The 16,177-nt window shown below is 51.9% G+C and carries 13 protein-coding genes; 10 read left to right on the top strand and 3 right to left on the bottom strand.

What is annotated here, in order from left to right:
* Nucleotides 1-59: 59 nt before the first annotated feature.
* From BN2762_RS23590 to BN2762_RS23555, 8 genes are all read left to right on the top strand, one after another.
* On the top strand, nt 60-1,232 hold the full coding sequence (locus BN2762_RS23590; protein ID WP_230202646.1) for a mannitol dehydrogenase family protein: 1,173 nt from the start codon (nt 60-62) through the stop codon (nt 1,230-1,232).
* Nucleotides 1,233-1,238: 6 nt separating this feature from the next.
* A complete protein-coding gene (dhaL, locus tag BN2762_RS23585) occupies nt 1,239-1,895 on the top strand; it encodes a dihydroxyacetone kinase subunit DhaL (RefSeq protein WP_055109257.1) in 657 nt (218 codons plus the stop codon).
* 1 nt (nt 1,896) lies between these two features.
* Nucleotides 1,897-2,892 carry a dihydroxyacetone kinase subunit DhaK gene (locus tag BN2762_RS23580; RefSeq protein ID WP_055109256.1) on the top strand — a complete coding sequence of 332 codons (996 nt, stop codon included), beginning with the start codon at nt 1,897-1,899 and terminating at the stop codon, nt 2,890-2,892.
* Between the two features lie 25 nt (nt 2,893-2,917).
* On the top strand, nt 2,918-3,553 hold the full coding sequence (hxlA, locus tag BN2762_RS23575; protein ID WP_055109255.1) for a 3-hexulose-6-phosphate synthase: 636 nt from the start codon (nt 2,918-2,920) through the stop codon (nt 3,551-3,553).
* 13 nt (nt 3,554-3,566) lie between these two features.
* Nucleotides 3,567-4,130, top strand: coding sequence for a 6-phospho-3-hexuloisomerase (gene hxlB, locus BN2762_RS23570; protein ID WP_055109254.1), 564 nt, complete (start codon nt 3,567-3,569; stop codon nt 4,128-4,130).
* Nucleotides 4,131-4,892: 762 nt separating this feature from the next.
* Nucleotides 4,893-6,299 carry an ABC transporter substrate-binding protein gene (locus tag BN2762_RS23565; protein ID WP_055109253.1) on the top strand — a complete coding sequence of 469 codons (1,407 nt, stop codon included), beginning with the start codon at nt 4,893-4,895 and terminating at the stop codon, nt 6,297-6,299.
* 342 nt (nt 6,300-6,641) lie between these two features.
* Entirely contained in the window at nt 6,642-7,724 is a 1,083-nt protein-coding gene (locus tag BN2762_RS23560; protein WP_055109252.1) for a carbohydrate ABC transporter permease, read from the top strand.
* Nucleotides 7,725-8,816, top strand: a complete 1,092-nt coding sequence (locus tag BN2762_RS23555; protein ID WP_055109251.1) for a carbohydrate ABC transporter permease — start codon at nt 7,725-7,727, stop codon at nt 8,814-8,816. It abuts the gene before it with no gap.
* Nucleotides 8,817-8,824: 8 nt separating this feature from the next.
* Here BN2762_RS23555 and BN2762_RS27090 read toward each other — a convergent pair whose 3' ends face one another.
* The 3 genes from BN2762_RS27090 to BN2762_RS23550 form a co-directional block, all read right to left on the bottom strand.
* Entirely contained in the window at nt 8,825-9,208 is a 384-nt protein-coding gene (locus BN2762_RS27090; RefSeq protein ID WP_148499996.1) for a hypothetical protein, read from the bottom strand.
* 515 nt (nt 9,209-9,723) lie between these two features.
* Nucleotides 9,724-9,891 (bottom strand): hypothetical protein, encoded by a 168-nt coding sequence (locus tag BN2762_RS27910; RefSeq protein WP_222861109.1) that lies wholly within the window; start codon nt 9,889-9,891, stop codon nt 9,724-9,726.
* Between the two features lie 287 nt (nt 9,892-10,178).
* On the bottom strand, nt 10,179-10,820 hold the full coding sequence (locus BN2762_RS23550) for an NAD(P)H-binding protein (RefSeq protein WP_055109250.1): 642 nt from the start codon (nt 10,818-10,820) through the stop codon (nt 10,179-10,181).
* Nucleotides 10,821-12,347: 1,527 nt separating this feature from the next.
* Between BN2762_RS23550 and BN2762_RS23540 the strand changes: the two genes are divergently transcribed.
* Together BN2762_RS23540 and BN2762_RS23535 are read left to right on the top strand one after the other, a co-directional pair.
* Nucleotides 12,348-13,919: a response regulator transcription factor gene (locus BN2762_RS23540; RefSeq protein ID WP_055109248.1), complete on the top strand. Its 1,572-nt coding sequence runs from the start codon at nt 12,348-12,350 to the stop codon at nt 13,917-13,919.
* The gene (locus BN2762_RS23535; protein ID WP_055109247.1) at nt 13,916-16,108 is read left to right on the top strand and encodes a cache domain-containing sensor histidine kinase; all 2,193 of its coding nucleotides are present in this window, start codon (nt 13,916-13,918) and stop codon (nt 16,106-16,108) included. Before BN2762_RS23540 ends, BN2762_RS23535 begins: the two co-directional genes overlap by 4 nt.
* Nucleotides 16,109-16,177 lie beyond the last annotated feature (69 nt).

Here is a 16,177-nt window from a genome sequence, read left to right as displayed (position 1 = left end):
TCGCCAGAATTCATACAAGAATAAATTCATAACAAAAAGAGGTGGTACCTTTGCAGGCGGTGCATTTTGGAGCCGGCAGCATCGGCAGAGGATTTATCGGTGATCTGCTGCATGACTCGGGATACGACATCACCTTTGTCGATGTGGATCCCGCGATCATCGCTCAGATTAACCGGGACAAGGCTTACGATCTATACGTGATCGAACAAAATTATCTCAGGAGAACGATTGACCGTGTGCGTGCCGTCTCTTCCATCACCGAGGAGCAAGAGACCGTGGCGGCGTTGGCGAATGCGGATATCATTACAACCTCGGTGTGGGCCGACAATCTGCCGCGAATCGCGCCCGTTTTGCTGAAAGGCCTCAAAGCCAGGCGGGAGGCAGGAAAGAGCAAGGTGAATATCCTTGCCTGCGAGAACGCCATGTTCAACTCCGATATTCTGAAGAAGAGCATACTGGAGCTGGAGGGAGGCCTCTCGGAGAAGGAATTGGATGAGATCGCATCATTTCCGAATACGGCCGTCGACCGCTTGGTGCTGGAGGATAAGCGGGAGGGCAAGGCGGTCATAAACATCGGCCGGGACTACGAACTGGTCATTGAACAGAACAAGCTGGCTGAACCTGGCACGAACCCGATTCGAAAGGCCGTGTATACCGATAATCTGCAGAAATTTCTAGAGCGGAAATTATATATCATCAACTGCGGGCATGCCTGGGCCGGCTATATCGGTCACGTGTACGGCTACGAAATTATCCAGGATGTATTTCATCATGACGAGCTGGTACGGGAAGTGCGCGAGACCATGCTGGAGTCGGCGGGAATGCTGGAGCGCAAATACGGCTTCTCCATGCAGGAGCTGGCCGAATATGTCGACTTTGCGATTGCCCGCTTTCAGACGCCAGGCATCGTCGATACGATCAACCGGGTGTGCAGGTCGCCGATTCGCAAGCTGCATGCTGATGATCGGCTGGTGGCCCCTTGCCTGCAATGCGAAGCCTACGGGCTTAAGAACAGCCGGCTGCAGCAAGGCATCGCCGCCGCATTTCTCTTCCGCAATGATGCGGACAGCCAATGCGAGGAATTGCGGTTGTATGTAGAGGAACACGGAATCGGCGCCGCGATTGCGCATTATACCGGGATTCCGGCGGCATCCCGCTTGCATGAGGGCATTATGCAGCATTATGAAGAGCTGTACCGGGTACAGCGGCAGCATCAAAGAGGGAGGGGATGATCACGGATGGAATTTACGAACAGGGCGGGCATCGCCGTTGTGACAGCTATAATTGAAGCCGTCTGCTCTAACCGGGATTATTTGAGCCGCATCGATGCTTTAGTAGGAGATGGCGATCATGGAATCAACATGAGCAAGGGCTTCGCTATGGCCGGCGAGGAGCTCGGCGAGCTTGATGCTGATATGAGCGAAGGCTTGCTGACGATCAGCAGCATACTGGTCAGCAAAATCGGCGGCTCGATGGGGCCCTTGTACGGCAGCTTTTTCAGGGGGATGGCTGCAGCTTCCAAAGACGAGCCCGTCATTCATGCCGCGGTCCTGCAGAATATGCTGCAGAAGGCTTATAGTCGGATTGCCATGCTGACGAGCGCACAGGTGGGTGACAAGACTCTGATCGATGTGCTGGACCCCGCAGTAAAGGCGTATGAAGAAGCGGCGGCCGGCGGCGGAAATATGGAGGTCTGCCTGAAGCGTATGCTGGATGCTGCGAAGCGGGGCCTCGAGTCTACCAAGGAGCTGGCAGCCAAAGTGGGGCGCGGGAGCCGTCTCGGAGAACGCGCAATCGGGCATCAGGACGCCGGAGCGACTTCCTGCTATATCATTCTGGAAGCCCTGGCCGAGGCTTCCTTACAGCTGGTCAAAGCAGAAGAAGGAGGGGTTTGAAATGCAGCGTTTTGTGAACAATCCCGATTTCATCGTAGACGATATGCTGAAAGGGTATGTCAAAGCCCATGGGGATACGGTTCAGCTGTCGAAGCGCAATAATCGCGTGGTGAAGAGGCTTCAGGCCCCGGCAGAGGGCAAGGTAGGCATCGTAACGGGCGGCGGCAGCGGCCATGAACCGGCCTTCCTCGGTTATGTGGGCGAGGGGCTGGTGGATGCGGCTGCCATCGGCGAGGTTTTCGCTTCACCGCCAGCCCAGTCGTTCCTGGATGCAATTCTCGAAGCCGATTCCGGCAAAGGGGTAGCCTGCCTGTTCGGCAATTATGCGGGCGACAACATGAATGTCAAAATGGCGGTACAGCTTGCGGAGGACGAGGGAATTCCCGTGAAATATGTGACTGCGACGGACGATATCGCGTCCTCCCCGCCCGAGACGAGAGAGAAGCGTCATGGCATTGCCGGCGGCCTGTTCATGTGGAAGGCCGGGGGAGCAAGGGCGGCGATGGGCGGCTCCCTGGATGAGGTGATCGCTGCCGCGCAGAAGGCCGTCGACCATACCCGGAGCATCTGCGTCGGACTCAGCTCCTGCACGATCCCGGCAGCCGGCTCTCCCAACTTTACCATCGAAGAAGGAATGATGGAGTTCGGGATCGGCCACCATGGCGAGCCGGGAATCCGGGTGGAGCCGCTGAAGACGGCGGATGAAATCGCCGCCGAAATGACCGGCGCCATCCTGCAGGATTTTGGCTTCAGCAAGCCGGAGGAGCTGGCTGTCATGCTGTCCGGGTTGGGCGCGACCCCGCTGATGGAACTGTACGTAGTGTATGACAAGGTGGCGGAAATCCTGTCGGGACAGGGTCACCGGATCGATCGCACGTTGATTGGGAACTTCGTGACTTCCCTGGATATGAACGGCTTGTCGCTAACGATTGTACGGCTGGATGAGGAACTGAAGGAGCTTTTGGATTATCCGGGGCAATGCCCTGCCTTCAAATAAAGATTCATGGAGAGGAGACAGAAAGATGAAGCTGCAGTTGGCTTTGGATGAGCTGAGGCTGGAGGAAGCGCTGGAATTTGCCGAGAAGGTCAAAGACTACATTGATATCATCGAGATCGGAACCCCCTTTGTCATCGCCGAGGGCATGAATGCGGTTAAGAGATTCAAGGAATGCTTTCCGGATAAGGAAATATTGTCTGATGAAAAAATTATGGACGGTGGCTTTTTAGAATCGAAGCTGGCTTTTGACGCCGGAGCCGAATACGTGACAGCCCTTGGGGTGACCGACATACTGACGATCAAAGCCTGCCTGAAGGCTGCGAATGAGTTCGGCAAGCAGTTGGTAGTCGATATGATCTGTGTAGACAATTTGCCGGAAAAGATCGAAGAGCTGGAGCAGCTGGGGGTTCATGTACTTGCCGTCCATACGGGGGCTGACCAGCAGGCAGCCGGCCGGCAGCCGATTGATGATCTTAGGGTGATGAGGGCGCATGCCAAGTCAGCCAAAATCGCCGTTGCCGGGGGCATTAACAGCCGAACAATCGATCAATACGTTGCGCTGGAGCCCGATATCATTATCGTGGGCACCGGGATTACCCATGCGGAGGATCCGGTCAAGGAAGCCCGGCTGATTAAGGAAGCGATGGAACGGAGAGCCTGAAGGAGGAGAGAGCATGAGACCTTGCAATAATTTGCTGGCGATATTGGAGGAGCTGACAGAGGATGCGAAACGGGTGAATGGCGAAGAAGTCGACGCGGTGAAGGCTCTGATTACCGAAGCCAAGCGGGTGTTCGTGGCGGGGGCCGGCCGTTCCGGGTTCGCGGCCAGAGGATTCGCCAATCGCCTGATGCATTTGGGCTATAGCTCGTATTTTGTCGGAGAACCTACTACACCGTCCATTCAGCAAGGCGATCTCCTGATTATCGGCTCCGGCTCTGGCGAAACCGCCAGTTTGAAGGCGATGGCGCAAAAGGCAGTCGAACAGGGAGCAAAGCTGGCTACGCTGACGATTTTTCCTTCGAATACGATTGGTTCAATGGCTGCAGCCTGCATTAAAATTCCCGGCATCACCTCTAAGGTGGAGGAAGAAGGGGATAACGCGAAGTCCATCCAGACAAAGGGATCTTCCTTTGAACAGTTGAGCTGGCTGATTTATGACAGCATCATCATTGATTTGAAGCGGGAGACTGGGCAGACCGACGCTGATATGTTTGCCCGGCATGCCAATCTGGAGTAGGCAAACGAGACTCACATGGGCAATTTGGAGCTCTGGACGAATAAACCGAGCATCTGCCGTCAGGGAATAATTTTCCCTGGCGGTTTTTCTATTGTATTTAATTCATCTATTTGGAACGGGCCTCCTTGCAAAATAACCTTTGGGCTGAAGGGCGATTCTGAAGCGAATGTTGGCTAAATTGCCGAATATGCTAAAGAGATGCGGAGCCGGATAGAATCAATTTTCTATAAATCTAGAACCGCGGGATTTTGTCAAGAAGCCAGGAGTATACATTAGTATTGTAGCGGTGTTTCTGTACATTCTCGGAACTTAGTTTTCTGTCGAATTTGAAAGGCCTTTCAGAACGGAAATCGTAAAAATTTGAATGTTGAATCAGCGAAATGTGAACCTGTGCACAGCTGTATCGCGTGATATGCTTAGCTTGAGCAAACGAGATCGAAGTTCTTGAAGGGGGTGAACCTGGAAAAGAATAATTCGTTAGCAGGGGAAAAGCGACAAAGAAGCGACAAAAAACAGCATGGAAGCAGCCTTGGACCAATCATGAACTAATCATGAACTAATCATGAACTAATCATGAACTAATCATGAACTAACCAAGGAGCTAGCAATTAAATCGGCTTTTAAGGCACCTTCAAGAAGCTCTAAGAAGCATCGAAGGAGCAGAAAAGTGCGCTAAAAGCGACTAGGGCAAGAAATCGTATTGCCCAAAGACCCTGAAATCAGGGACACAAGACTTAATTAATCAAAGGGGATGTTCATAAGATGAAGAACGCTGTAGGACGCAAAATGTCATTGCTTCTCGTATTGCTGCTGTCATTCACGATGGTGCTTAGCGCTTGTGGCGGAGGCAATGCGACGAAGAATGAACCGCCGGCGAACAATCAGCCTGGAACCAATAACCAGGGATCGGCGAATGAAGGAAGCAGTGAGAACCTGTCGCCGCTGGAGCTTGCGCTGAAAGGCGAGTACAAAGGGACAAAGGTAACGATGTTCGGCCCGTTCGTGGATGCTGACCAGGTGAAGTTCGAGAGCAGCATTAAAGAATTCGAGGAGAAAACCGGTATCGATATTCAATATGAAGGCTCCAAAGAATTCGAGGCGACGATCAATATTCGCGTAGACGGCGGCAATGCCCCGGATATCGCCGATTTCCCGCAGCCGGGCCTGCTGGCTTCTATCGCTAAAACGGGCAAAGTCATCGACCTGACCAACATTCTTGACCAGGACAAATTGAAAGCGAATTACAACCAGAGCTGGATCGATATGGGAACGATGGACGGCAGGGACGGCAAAATTCTGGCGGGGATCTGGAACCGCAGCAATGTGAAGAGCTTGGTGTGGTATCCGAAGAAGCAGTTTGAAGCAGCAGGATATGAAATTCCCGAAACATGGGATGAATTGATGGCTTTGACCGAGCAAATCGCAAAAGATGGCGACCCGGCCTGGTCCATCGGTATCGAGAGCGGCGCAGCAACGGGCTGGACGGCTACGGACTGGGTGGAGGACATTATGCTTCGCACTACTTCCCCGGAGAATTACGACAAATGGGTGAATGGCGAGCTTCCGTTCACTTCTCCTGAGGTAAAGCGCGCCGTGGAGATTATGTCTGACATTTGGATGAATAAGGATTATGTCTACGGCGGTACGAAATCGATCGTAACCACAGCGTTCGGCGATGCTTCGGCTCCGATGTTCACTGATCCGCCAAAAGCCTGGTTCCACCGCCAAGGCAACTTTATTACAAGCTTCTTCCCGGAAACGGCCAAAGTAGATGAGGACTATGACTGGTTCTACCTGCCATCCATCGATGAGGAATACGGCAAACCGGTGCTCGTAGCAGGTGACATCTATGCAATGTTCAACGATCGTCCGGAGGTTCGCGCGGTTATGGAATTTTTCACGACGGGGGAATCCATCAAGACTTGGGTTCAATCTGGCGGCGTGATCGCACCGATGAACGACGCATCTCTGGACTGGTACAGCTCCGAATCCGACCGCCGCATGGCGAAGCTTGTTCAGGACGCTTCCACCCTCCGCTTTGACGGCTCTGACCTGATGCCTGGGAAGGTTGGCGCAGGAACGTTCTGGAAGGGCATGACCGACTACGTGAGCGGAACGGCGACGCTGGACGAAGCGTTGAAGCAAATTCAGTCCGGCTGGGATAACTGATCCGGCATTATCCTCAATTCCCGCGTTATTAAAAGTAAGAGGAGCACTGTGCTTCAAATGCTAGCTGCTCCTCTTTTCCTATCTAATGAACCTTTGAACAAAGAGCAGCTATGTGGTCGACCGACCCTGTCATGCAGCGAACCCCCTGCGCTGGGAGCTGCTAGCGATGCGGTGCAGCTTAAGGCAGCGAAGACCGTTTAACTCGCAAAACAAGCGCATGCTTTGAATCCGTTTGGCATCACACAACGAGCGTATGATAACAAAGACGGTTTGTTCCGCAAAACAAACGTATGACGCTTACGAAGACAGTTTTGCACCGCAAAACTTATAGGAGGACCTACTATGAGTGCACAAGCAAAATCGAGAATTAGCATGAAAGCCGTGTTCTTATCCTTGCTTGTACTATTGATTAATATCTTTGTCCACGGTTCCATATTTATGTTTTTCCGCGATTCGACGCTCCATCCGCTGCTGACGGCCGTATTTGCCGTACTGTGGGGAGTTATCGGCGTTTATCTTATCTACTATACGTTTAACTGGGCTGTCGAGCAGTATCCGGAGCATGTCCGCAAAAAAGTGCTGCCCTTCATCTTCATCGGTCCGGCCGTCCTTGTGTTGGGCTGGCTGCTTATTCTGCCTGCATTGCGGACGCTTTACCTGAGCTTCTTCAACGCCTCCTCAGACAAATTCGTCGGACTGGCCAACTATGCGGCTATTTTTAGCGACCGTCTTATGGCTACGGCACTGCGCAACAATCTGCTGTGGGTATTCGTCGGAACGCTAGCCTGCGTAAGCCTGGGCCTGTTGATTGCGATTCTCGCGGATCGAAGCAGCTATGAGAAGATCGCCAAGTCGATCATCTTCATGCCGATGGCGATTTCCTTTGTGGCCGCGGGCGTCATTTGGAAATTTGTTTACTATTATCAGCCGGGCGATGAGCAAATCGGGATTTTGAACGCAATCGTTACTTTTTTCGGCGGTGAGCCACAGGCCTGGACAAGTATGCTCCAGCCATGGAATAACTTTTTCCTGATAGTCATTTTGATATGGATGCAAACGGGGTTTGCAATGGTTATTTTCTCCGCTGCGATCAAAGGCGTCCCCGAGGATATTCTGGAGGCGGCGCGGGTTGACGGGGCGAGCGAAGTGAAGATTTTCTTCGGCATTATGATTCCGTATATTTCGACTACGATTTTGACAGTTACCACGACCATTATTGTGTTCACTTTGAAAATATTTGACGTCGTCATGGTGATGACGGGAGGTCAATACGATACAGAGGTTGTAGCGACGCAGTTCTACCGTCAGTTTTTCATGTACCGCAACTTCGGTTATGGCTCGACGCTGGCGATCGTGCTGCTGATCGCGGTCTTGCCTGTCATCTTTATTAATTTGCGACAGTTCCGCAAGCAGGGGGGATTCTAAATGGTCGGCCGTAAAAAGAAAAGGGGAAGCAAGACCTTCGTCAACATCGTGCTCGGCATCATTTGCTTGATCTGGCTGCTCCCGACGCTTGGACTGTTCATTTCTTCGTTCCGGCCCGCGGCGGATATACTGCAGACTGGCTGGTGGAAGGTGTTTCCTCACCAGGAATGGAAGGCCGGGGAGACGGTGCAGCTGTCCATGGAAGTCGATCTGAGGGAGCCGATCGAGGTCAACGGCAAAACCTATACCGATGACCAGTTAAAGGCCGGTGCTAGCGAGGGCGAACACCGCCTCATATGGGAGAACCGCAGAGCCCGCACGATTAATGTACAGGAGCGCGGCTGGGAGATGAAGCCCGAATTCACGCTGGACAACTACAAGAACGTCCTATCCGGGAAGGAGTATAAGCTGAAGCTCGCAGACGGCAGTGAAACGGTGCAAAAAGGAACCGGCCTGTCCCAGGCCTTCTGGAACACGCTGACGATTGCTGTACCGGCAACCATCATTCCGGTGCTGATCGCCTCGTTCGCGGCATACGCCTTTGCATGGCTCCGTTTTCCGGGGCGCAAAACGCTGTTCTTCATCATTATGGCCATGCTCGTCATTCCGCTTCAGGTTGCGCTTATCCCGATTTTGAAGGATTACACCGCGCTTGGCCTGAACGGCAGCTACTTGGGCATTTGGCTGGCACATACCGCATTCGGCCTGCCGCTCGTAACTTATTTTATGTACAACTTCATTAGCCAGTTGCCCAAAGATTTATTCGAGTCGGCGTTCATTGACGGAGCGAGCCACTTTACAATCTTTAGCCGGCTGATCCTGCCGCTGTCTGTACCGGCTTTGGCATCAATCGCCATTTTCCAGTTCCTCTGGGTGTGGAATGATTACCTTGTGTCGCTTGTCTTCATCGGCAATCAGCCGGATGTACAGGTTATGTCCATGAAGATCGCTGACCTTGTCGGCTCCAAGGGCAACGACTGGCATTTGCTGACCTCGGCTGCTTTTATTTCGATGCTCATGCCGCTAACGATTTTCTTCCTGCTGCAAAAATATTTCGTCAAAGGACTCATGGGAGGATCGGTCAAGGGCTAACGCTGGCGTCAACCATCAATCAGAGAGTGGCCGCTAACCCGAGAGAAGCCGCAGCGCTGCACTTCAAGGGCTGCGTCGTCCTGAACTCCGCTATAGACAGTAAAACGAGCCGTAAATATTTCTGCTGGCTGAGAAATATTTGCGGCTCGTCGCAGCACCGTCGTTATGGCGTAGCATCGTCGAATAGCTCGTCGTAGCCGACATAGCTTCGTAGTAGCTTGTTGCAGCTCCGTCCGTATGGCTTGGTGCAGCATCGACGTATAGCTCGTTGTAGCACTGTTGTATAGCTCGCCGACATTTGGCTCGGTGTAGAACCCGACGACCCGACGTATTGTTCGCTGGAGCACCGTCGTATGGCATGGCGTAACTCCTACGCATGTTCGTCGTAGCATCGTCGTATTGTTTGGCGTAGTACCTTCGAATAACTACCACCATTTAGCTCGCCGTAGCCCGACGTATGGCTTGTATAGCGCTGTCGTTTAGCTCGCCGTAGCCCGACGTATGGCTTGTATAGCGCTGTCGTTTAGCTCGCCATAGCCCGACGCATGGCTTGTATAGCGCTGTCGTTTAGCTCGCCATAGCACCGACGTATGGCCCAGCATAGCACTGTTGTATAGCTCGCCGTAGCACCGACGTATAGCTCGTTGTAGCACTGTTGTGTGGCCCATCATAGCTCTGTCGAATAGCTCGTCGTAGCCGACGTAGCTCATTGCTCATTCTGAACCCCTGGCGTATGCTCGTCGAAAAGCATCAATGTCGCTAGGCAGATCTAGGCAGGCATCGCCATTACTCAGACTATTCGCATGACAACCCTAGCATCCGAAGCGACGCTCAACTAGGTGCTGCTGACCTGTTGCTTGTTCTCGCGCGATCTGAATCTGGACAAGCTCCGACAGTTGATGGCCTATCAAGCATTAAAGAGCGGCAGGGTCTGTTCAACACACTTATTGCCCCGCTCCTTGTCTTCCCCTCCTGTTGAGGAGAAGAAGAGGGGCTTTTTCGCATGATCTTGCGACGAACGCAGCCCCAGTGCGGGGTTCGCTGCATGATGGCGGTCGACCACATACATGCTCATGCTAACGGACCCTAGTTCCGCTATTTGCCCCAAATCAGCCTTTTTTACAAATTAATGGACACAGGGGACGTTATTTCATCAAAATCGCAGCAAAAACTAATGTTTTACTTCAAATAGCGGATCCTGTGTCCGTAGGCAGTCGAATATATTCTCTTTTTGTGCCAATAAGGGCTCTCATGTCCGTAAGGAGGATCCACGTACAAGAGAATGAAGCCAGACCAGATCCCAACTTATTCTCAACATGAGATGGGGATATTAGAGTAGCGCGGCAGGACTGACCGCAGCCTTTAGGTTGCGATAAAGGGGGACTTATGAATGTACTTGGCCTCTGTCGTCTGGCGAATGATAAAACTCGCAATATCTCTGTTGGAAATTTTGAATCCGGGCATATCGGTCAGATGTTCTTTGATATGTCCGCTTTCTTTACCCTCGACTACAAACGGCAGCCGGATTAGTGTCCATTCGATATTGCAGTATTGTTGAATAATTGCAGCTTCCCTCTGCTTGTCTTTGATCATCGCTGGGAAAAAGATTCTAAACAGCAGCGCACCGACCTTATTCATAAGCCGTTTACGGTCTCCCTCCAAGGTGAGAGAGCCTCCGGTCACCCCGATGTAACGGCTGATCTCCAATTCGTTCATGATCTCGAGAACCATGCTGGTTACGGTGCTATATAGCGGAGCCTCGCCTAGCGGCTGGCCAAAAGCGTTCACCACGGCGTGACAATCCTGGAGCAGCTGTCTGATATGATCTCTATTTTCCGCACTGCCTTGGAGTATTTCGATTCTGCTGTCTAAACCGTCCTTTAGCTTGCCAGGATTCCTTACGAGCATACGGACTTGGTAGCCCTGCTGCAGCGCTGCGGCCGCAATATAACGCCCTACCTTTCCAGTACCGCCGATGATAGCTATTTTATGGTTATTTGTCATAGAAACGCCCCTATTCACGTTCTCGATTATTCCAAACACTAGTTCTGTAATTTAATTATAATATAGTAATATTTCATTTATATGACAGGCCATTTACCGGCCAGATCCTGGGATCGATGTAGTGATGCTGTATGAACAGTACATATTTCGGGGGAGCATGGTCCAGACCATGCTCGCCTGCCGCACACAGCTGATGCACGATCAGCAAATCGATGTACCCTAATCAAAAGTAATGAGCAAACAAATATCCAGGAAATATCAAGCTAATATCCATTGATCGGACCTGCGATTTTCGATGTCAATGACCGAGAGCGATGAGCCAATATTCAATGTGCAGATGTCTGATGATCGGATTTTCGACCTTCGATGCTCAATGACCGAGTATACGATGAGCCAATATTCCGTAAGCAAATATTCGGGTAAGCATGCTCTGATAGCAGTGTTCTGACATACGGATGTCCTGGCTTTGTTCGTGATGCGTCATGACGGCGGGAATTGCTGTGTCTAGATATTACTGTGATAGGTATTGTTGTGCTATATAATGTAGTACTAGCGGAGGGAGTAATGAGCACGCGGATGCTGTCCGCTCTTGGAGCTTGCGAATCCCATTAAAAGAAATCATTTTAATCCATAGTGAGCCGCTCGTACTCAACACGGCTTGTCCATACTGCATTGATCTACAGACTTTAATCAGCCAGGTACCTTGGGCCTGAAGCAGCCCAGTTTTTTTAGCAGCTTGGCTCGCAAGCTTGCGAAAATCCGGTGACCAGAGCTTGCTAAATAACTTGGATGATAATGTAAATCAAATTATGAATGATCCCCTATGAAAAGGCAATCGATAATAGAAAATTGAACCATCTTCACAAGAAAATGAACAAAATCCGTGCTGGTGACGGATACTGCGGAAAAAGTCCTAGCAAGCTGCGATGAAACTTTGTTTGCCCCTTTTAAAGGGGGGGGTTCCACGTCGTTGCTTGCCGCCTCTGCCCCAAAGTCACCTTATTCACTGCCCCTGCTTAATAAATCCCATATTCACGATCCCTGCTCGACAGGGGCGAGGGATTCCGTGATACAATTTAGGGTACCTGCAAGTAGGTGGTTCGACAGAGTCGAGAGACTTGGGAAGGATCATTCTACTGAAGCGGGCTGCGATGAAACTTTGTTTGGCTCCTTTTAATAGGTTGTTTCCACATCATTGCTTGCCGCCCCTGCTCCACATTCACCATATTCCCTGTCCCTTGGCGGCCGTCAAGCCATGCCGTTACCCCTATGTACCGTGCAAACAGGGAGCAGCGTTCAGGAGCAACACCCCGGAGCAAGAGTCCTAAAGCAGCAGCGCCACGAGCAACGCCCCGGAGCAGGCGTCCTAAAGCAACAGCGTTCCGGAATAGCGTCCCAAAGCAGCAGCGTACTGGAGCAGCGGGCCGGTGCAGTGTACCAGTCAGTGGCGTGCGGTCAACGGGCGGCCATAAATATTAAGGATCAAAAGTAGATCGTTGAACGTCGCTTGAAGGAGAGAGAGCATAGATGGACAATGGCGAACTGTATAGAATTCTGGTTGTGGACGATGAGATTTTGGTCCGCCAGGGCATTAAGCATATTTTAAATTGGGAGCAGGACGGCTTCCAGATCGTCGGCGAGGCCTCGAATGGCAAGGAGGCGCTCGAACTGATCGAGACGCTGCGCCCGCATATTGTATTGACGGATATCGTGATGCCGATCATGGACGGTGAGGAGCTAACTCGGCTTATCAAGCATAACTGGCCTGAAATCGAAGTCATCGTGCTGAGCAGCTTCAGCGAATTCGATTATGTGCGCTCCACCTTCCAGAGCGGTGTATCCGATTATATTCTGAAGCCTCATTTGGAGACGGAAATGCTGCTGGAGGTGCTGCGCAAAACAGTGGAAAAGCTGCCGGCTCCAAGCCGAGTCATGCGCCAGAACGCAGAATCGGCTTCGGCTTCGGTTTCCATGCAGCAGACGCTGGAGAAGCTGCTCGCGGGGTATGAAGTCGAGCTGGACCGCGCGCAAGCGGCTGAGTGGTTTCCTTATCCGTATTTTTATGTGCTGGGCAGCTGTGGAGCTTCGTCCGTTCTAGATGAGTTGAAAGCGCTTTTTCCGCGAATGGCTGCGGCCAAGCTGCCCTGCGGCCCGATTTCCGGTTATCCCCGTCTTTCCGTGCATATATTGAATGTCGATGAAGAGGGGCGGGAGGCGCTGCCATTAAAGCTGAGGGTGCTGCATCCGACTTCGATGACAGGGGAAGGGGAGTTGTCCTGGGTGCTCAGCGATCCTTTTCACTCGCTGAACCAGCTCGGAGGCATTTGCCGGGAGGACTGGCTGAAGCTGCTGCAGTACCGCTTCTTCCTGCCGCAGGATGCTGCCTTGATGCCAAGCGAGCTGCCGATGGCCGAGGAGACGAAGGAGTTCCCCCTGCAGGTGTTCATGGAGCAGATTCGCAGGCTGCAACTGGAGGAGGGATTCAATGAACTGGAGCAGTATATTGCCCATCATACCAAGGCCTATACGGCAGAGGTCTTTGAGTTTAAGTCATTGATCGGAAATATCCTTTTTAACGTCATACATATGCTCGGCAGCCTGAACCTGGATGTGTCGGCGCTGGACGAAGCCAAATATGCGTACTTCAAGGCGATTGACGAGGCTCGGCATATAAGCGCCATAATTTCTCTGCTGGAGGAGTTCCGCCGGCAGGCGGAAGACTGCGTGCAGGTCGCTCAGCAAGCGCGGCAGGAGGGCAACCCCAGCATGAAGCTGCTGCTTGACTACATCGATGAACACTACGCAGAGCCGATCAGCCTAACGGAGATGGCGAGGCACTTCCATTTTAACCCGTCTTATTTGTCCAGCTTCTTTGCTGCACATCACCATGAAGGCTTCAAGGAGCATCTTAACCGGGTGCGGATCGGCAAGGCCGCCGATTTGCTGCGGAGGGGGGATATTCCGATCTCGGAAATCAGCAGCCGTGTTGGATATGGGGATCACAGTTATTTTTGCAAAGTGTTCAAGAAAAGCACGGGGCTGTCCCCGACTCAATACCGAAGACAATACATTGAGCGAGCGGAGAAGGATATCAGATGAGGGCAATGCTGGAGCGGCTGAAATTTCATGGTTTATTTATCAAACTGTTTGTCGTTATGGTCATTTGCATTGTAACGATCACGGTGTCCGTTGTGTGGACAAATCTGCGCATGTCGGAGCAGTTGTTCCTGGAGACCTTCAGCATTACGAATTCTAAAGTTATTCATCAGATTCATAACAATTTTGAATCGTTTCACTATTCGATTGTTTTGGCAGCCAATCAGGCTCAGCAGAGCGGAACGCTGAAGACCTTTCTGACGGAGCCGGAGGCGGGGCAATCCATCCGCGTGATGAACTCATATTACAACATGACCCAACAAATGAAACGGGTACAATCGATGGTGGATGCTTATTCCGTCGGGGTCGCGATCGTCGGGAAGAACGGTCGGAGCTATTCCGGTAATGTCAACGTAGCCAAGCCGTCGGCCCTAGAGCTGCAGCAAAGCGAGATTACGGCCAAGGCGAAGGCACATCCGGACAAGCTGATGTATCAAATGTACCGCGACGCGGCAGGCCGGCAGTTCATCGTAGCAACCAAGGTGCTGCTGGAGCGGACGACGGGCCAGGAATACGGCATGCTCTACATCGTCATTGACGAGAACGATTTCAAGCCTTTCTACAGCAGCTTTACGAGCGAGGGCAGCGATGTCGTCATTTTGGACCGGAGCGGAACGGTGATGACGAGCAATTTACCGGATTTGACCGGGCTGAGCGGCATCGAGCTGCTGTCCTACGCGGAGGAGATTGAGGAACAGGGATTAGACGTTAAAAAAGTGAACCTCATGGGCAAGGATCAGCTCATGCTGGCCGAGTACTTGCCGTCTTACGATTTCTACCTTGTAAATCTGATCGACCAGCAGATGGTGCTTGGTCAAATGGTTAATACGCGAAGCGTCGTGTTCATTTGCCTGGTGATCGTACTGGTGGCCTTGGCGGTGGTATTCTTGATCTCACGAAAAATGACGCGCTCCCTCACCCTGCTGGCCCGGCAGATGTCGAAGGTGACCCGGCGGAATTTTCATAACTACGTCAACGTTTCTGGCGGCTATGAAATTCGCGAGCTTGGCCGGGCTTATAACTATATGCTTGACGAGATCCATGAATACGTCGACAAGCTTATGGAGACGCAGAAGGGGCAGCGGAAGGCGGAGCTTGCTGCTTTGCAGCAGCAGATCAATCCTCATTTTCTTTACAATACGTTAGCTTCGGTTAAATTCCTGGTTCAGCAGGGCAGCAAGGATAAAGCGGTGGAGACGATCCATGCGCTAATTTCACTGCTGCAAAATACGATCAGCAATGTCAGCGAGACAATTACTGTAGAGCAGGAGCTGGCAAATCTGAAAGCCTATGTGTTCATCAACCATATCCGCTATGGGGAGCGGATTCGGGTGAACTATTACATCGCGCCGGACTGTGCGCATTACCAGGTGCCGAAGCTGATGATCCAGCCGTTTATGGAGAATGCTTTTTTCCATGCCTTCAATGTAAAGGGGGAAGGCGTGATTCATGTGCTGGTGGCGAAGGAGGGGCAGAAATTGATCTGCGAGGTGGCTGACAACGGTGATGGCATGGATATGGCGGCGTTTGAGCTTGAATATGGGGTGGAAGGCAGAGCCGGACAGGCGGCTAAGGCGGCTGTTGAGTCAAAGGCTGGTGCCGATATGTCTGAACTGGAAAGCGATAAACTTGACGGTTTGTCTGGAACGGGCGACCGAAATGCGGGTCACATGGTTGGAGCGAAAGCTTCCAAGGTTAGCTATACGGCAGGATTTCGAGCTGATGATGTTAGCTGCAAGGCTGGAGTGGAAGGCCGTGAGGTTGGTCAGACGGCTGGAACAAATGCTGTCAATATCGATCAAACGACTGGGATGAAAGCTCACAATGTTGGCTTTACGACTGGACTTGAGGATCTTGAGGTTGGGCACACGACTGGATTGGAAGCTAGCACGGCTGACCAGGCCGAATCGGCAGCCTGCAAGCTTGGTCAAGCGTCCCAAGCAAATGCTTGCCAGGCCCAGGCTGGGCTGAAACCCAGAGGCTCGCGCAAGCTGTTCTCGGGCATCGGCGTGGCCAACGTCAACGACCGCATCCGGCTGCTCTATGGGGAGGAGTATGGTGTAACGATTACGAGCAAGATTGGTGAGGGCACCCGAGTCCGCGTGACGCTGCCGCTTATTGCATCAAATTAATTTCAATTACAATTCAGCTTATTAACTGTACACCGAATACTACCGATTAAGATTTAAATAAAATACTGC

Origin of the sequence: Paenibacillus ihumii, assembly GCF_001403875.1 — a bacterium.
Classification (GTDB): domain Bacteria; phylum Bacillota; class Bacilli; order Paenibacillales; family Paenibacillaceae; genus Fontibacillus; species Fontibacillus ihumii.
The sequence above is the reverse complement of the archived record's forward strand: the minus strand, read 5'-3'. Positions and strand labels throughout refer to the sequence as shown.

Excerpts from the sequence above, each read along its gene's own strand:
- dhaL (WP_055109257.1), top strand. The coding sequence starts at position 1,239 with ATGGAATTTACGAACAGGGCGGGCATCGCCGTTGTGACAGCTATAATT.
- BN2762_RS23580 (WP_055109256.1), top strand. The coding sequence starts at position 1,897 with ATGCAGCGTTTTGTGAACAATCCCGATTTCATCGTAGACGATATGCTG.
- hxlA (WP_055109255.1), top strand. The coding sequence starts at position 2,918 with ATGAAGCTGCAGTTGGCTTTGGATGAGCTGAGGCTGGAGGAAGCGCTG.
- hxlB (WP_055109254.1), top strand. The coding sequence starts at position 3,567 with ATGAGACCTTGCAATAATTTGCTGGCGATATTGGAGGAGCTGACAGAG.
- BN2762_RS23565 (WP_055109253.1), top strand. The coding sequence starts at position 4,893 with ATGAAGAACGCTGTAGGACGCAAAATGTCATTGCTTCTCGTATTGCTG.
- BN2762_RS23560 (WP_055109252.1), top strand. The coding sequence starts at position 6,642 with ATGAGTGCACAAGCAAAATCGAGAATTAGCATGAAAGCCGTGTTCTTA.
- BN2762_RS23555 (WP_055109251.1), top strand. The coding sequence starts at position 7,725 with ATGGTCGGCCGTAAAAAGAAAAGGGGAAGCAAGACCTTCGTCAACATC.
- BN2762_RS27090 (WP_148499996.1), bottom strand. The coding sequence starts at position 9,208 with ATGCTACGACGAACATGCGTAGGAGTTACGCCATGCCATACGACGGTG.
- BN2762_RS27910 (WP_222861109.1), bottom strand. The coding sequence starts at position 9,891 with ATGAGCATGTATGTGGTCGACCGCCATCATGCAGCGAACCCCGCACTG.
- BN2762_RS23550 (WP_055109250.1), bottom strand. The coding sequence starts at position 10,820 with ATGACAAATAACCATAAAATAGCTATCATCGGCGGTACTGGAAAGGTA.
- BN2762_RS23540 (WP_055109248.1), top strand. The coding sequence starts at position 12,348 with ATGGACAATGGCGAACTGTATAGAATTCTGGTTGTGGACGATGAGATT.
- BN2762_RS23535 (WP_055109247.1), top strand. The coding sequence starts at position 13,916 with ATGAGGGCAATGCTGGAGCGGCTGAAATTTCATGGTTTATTTATCAAA.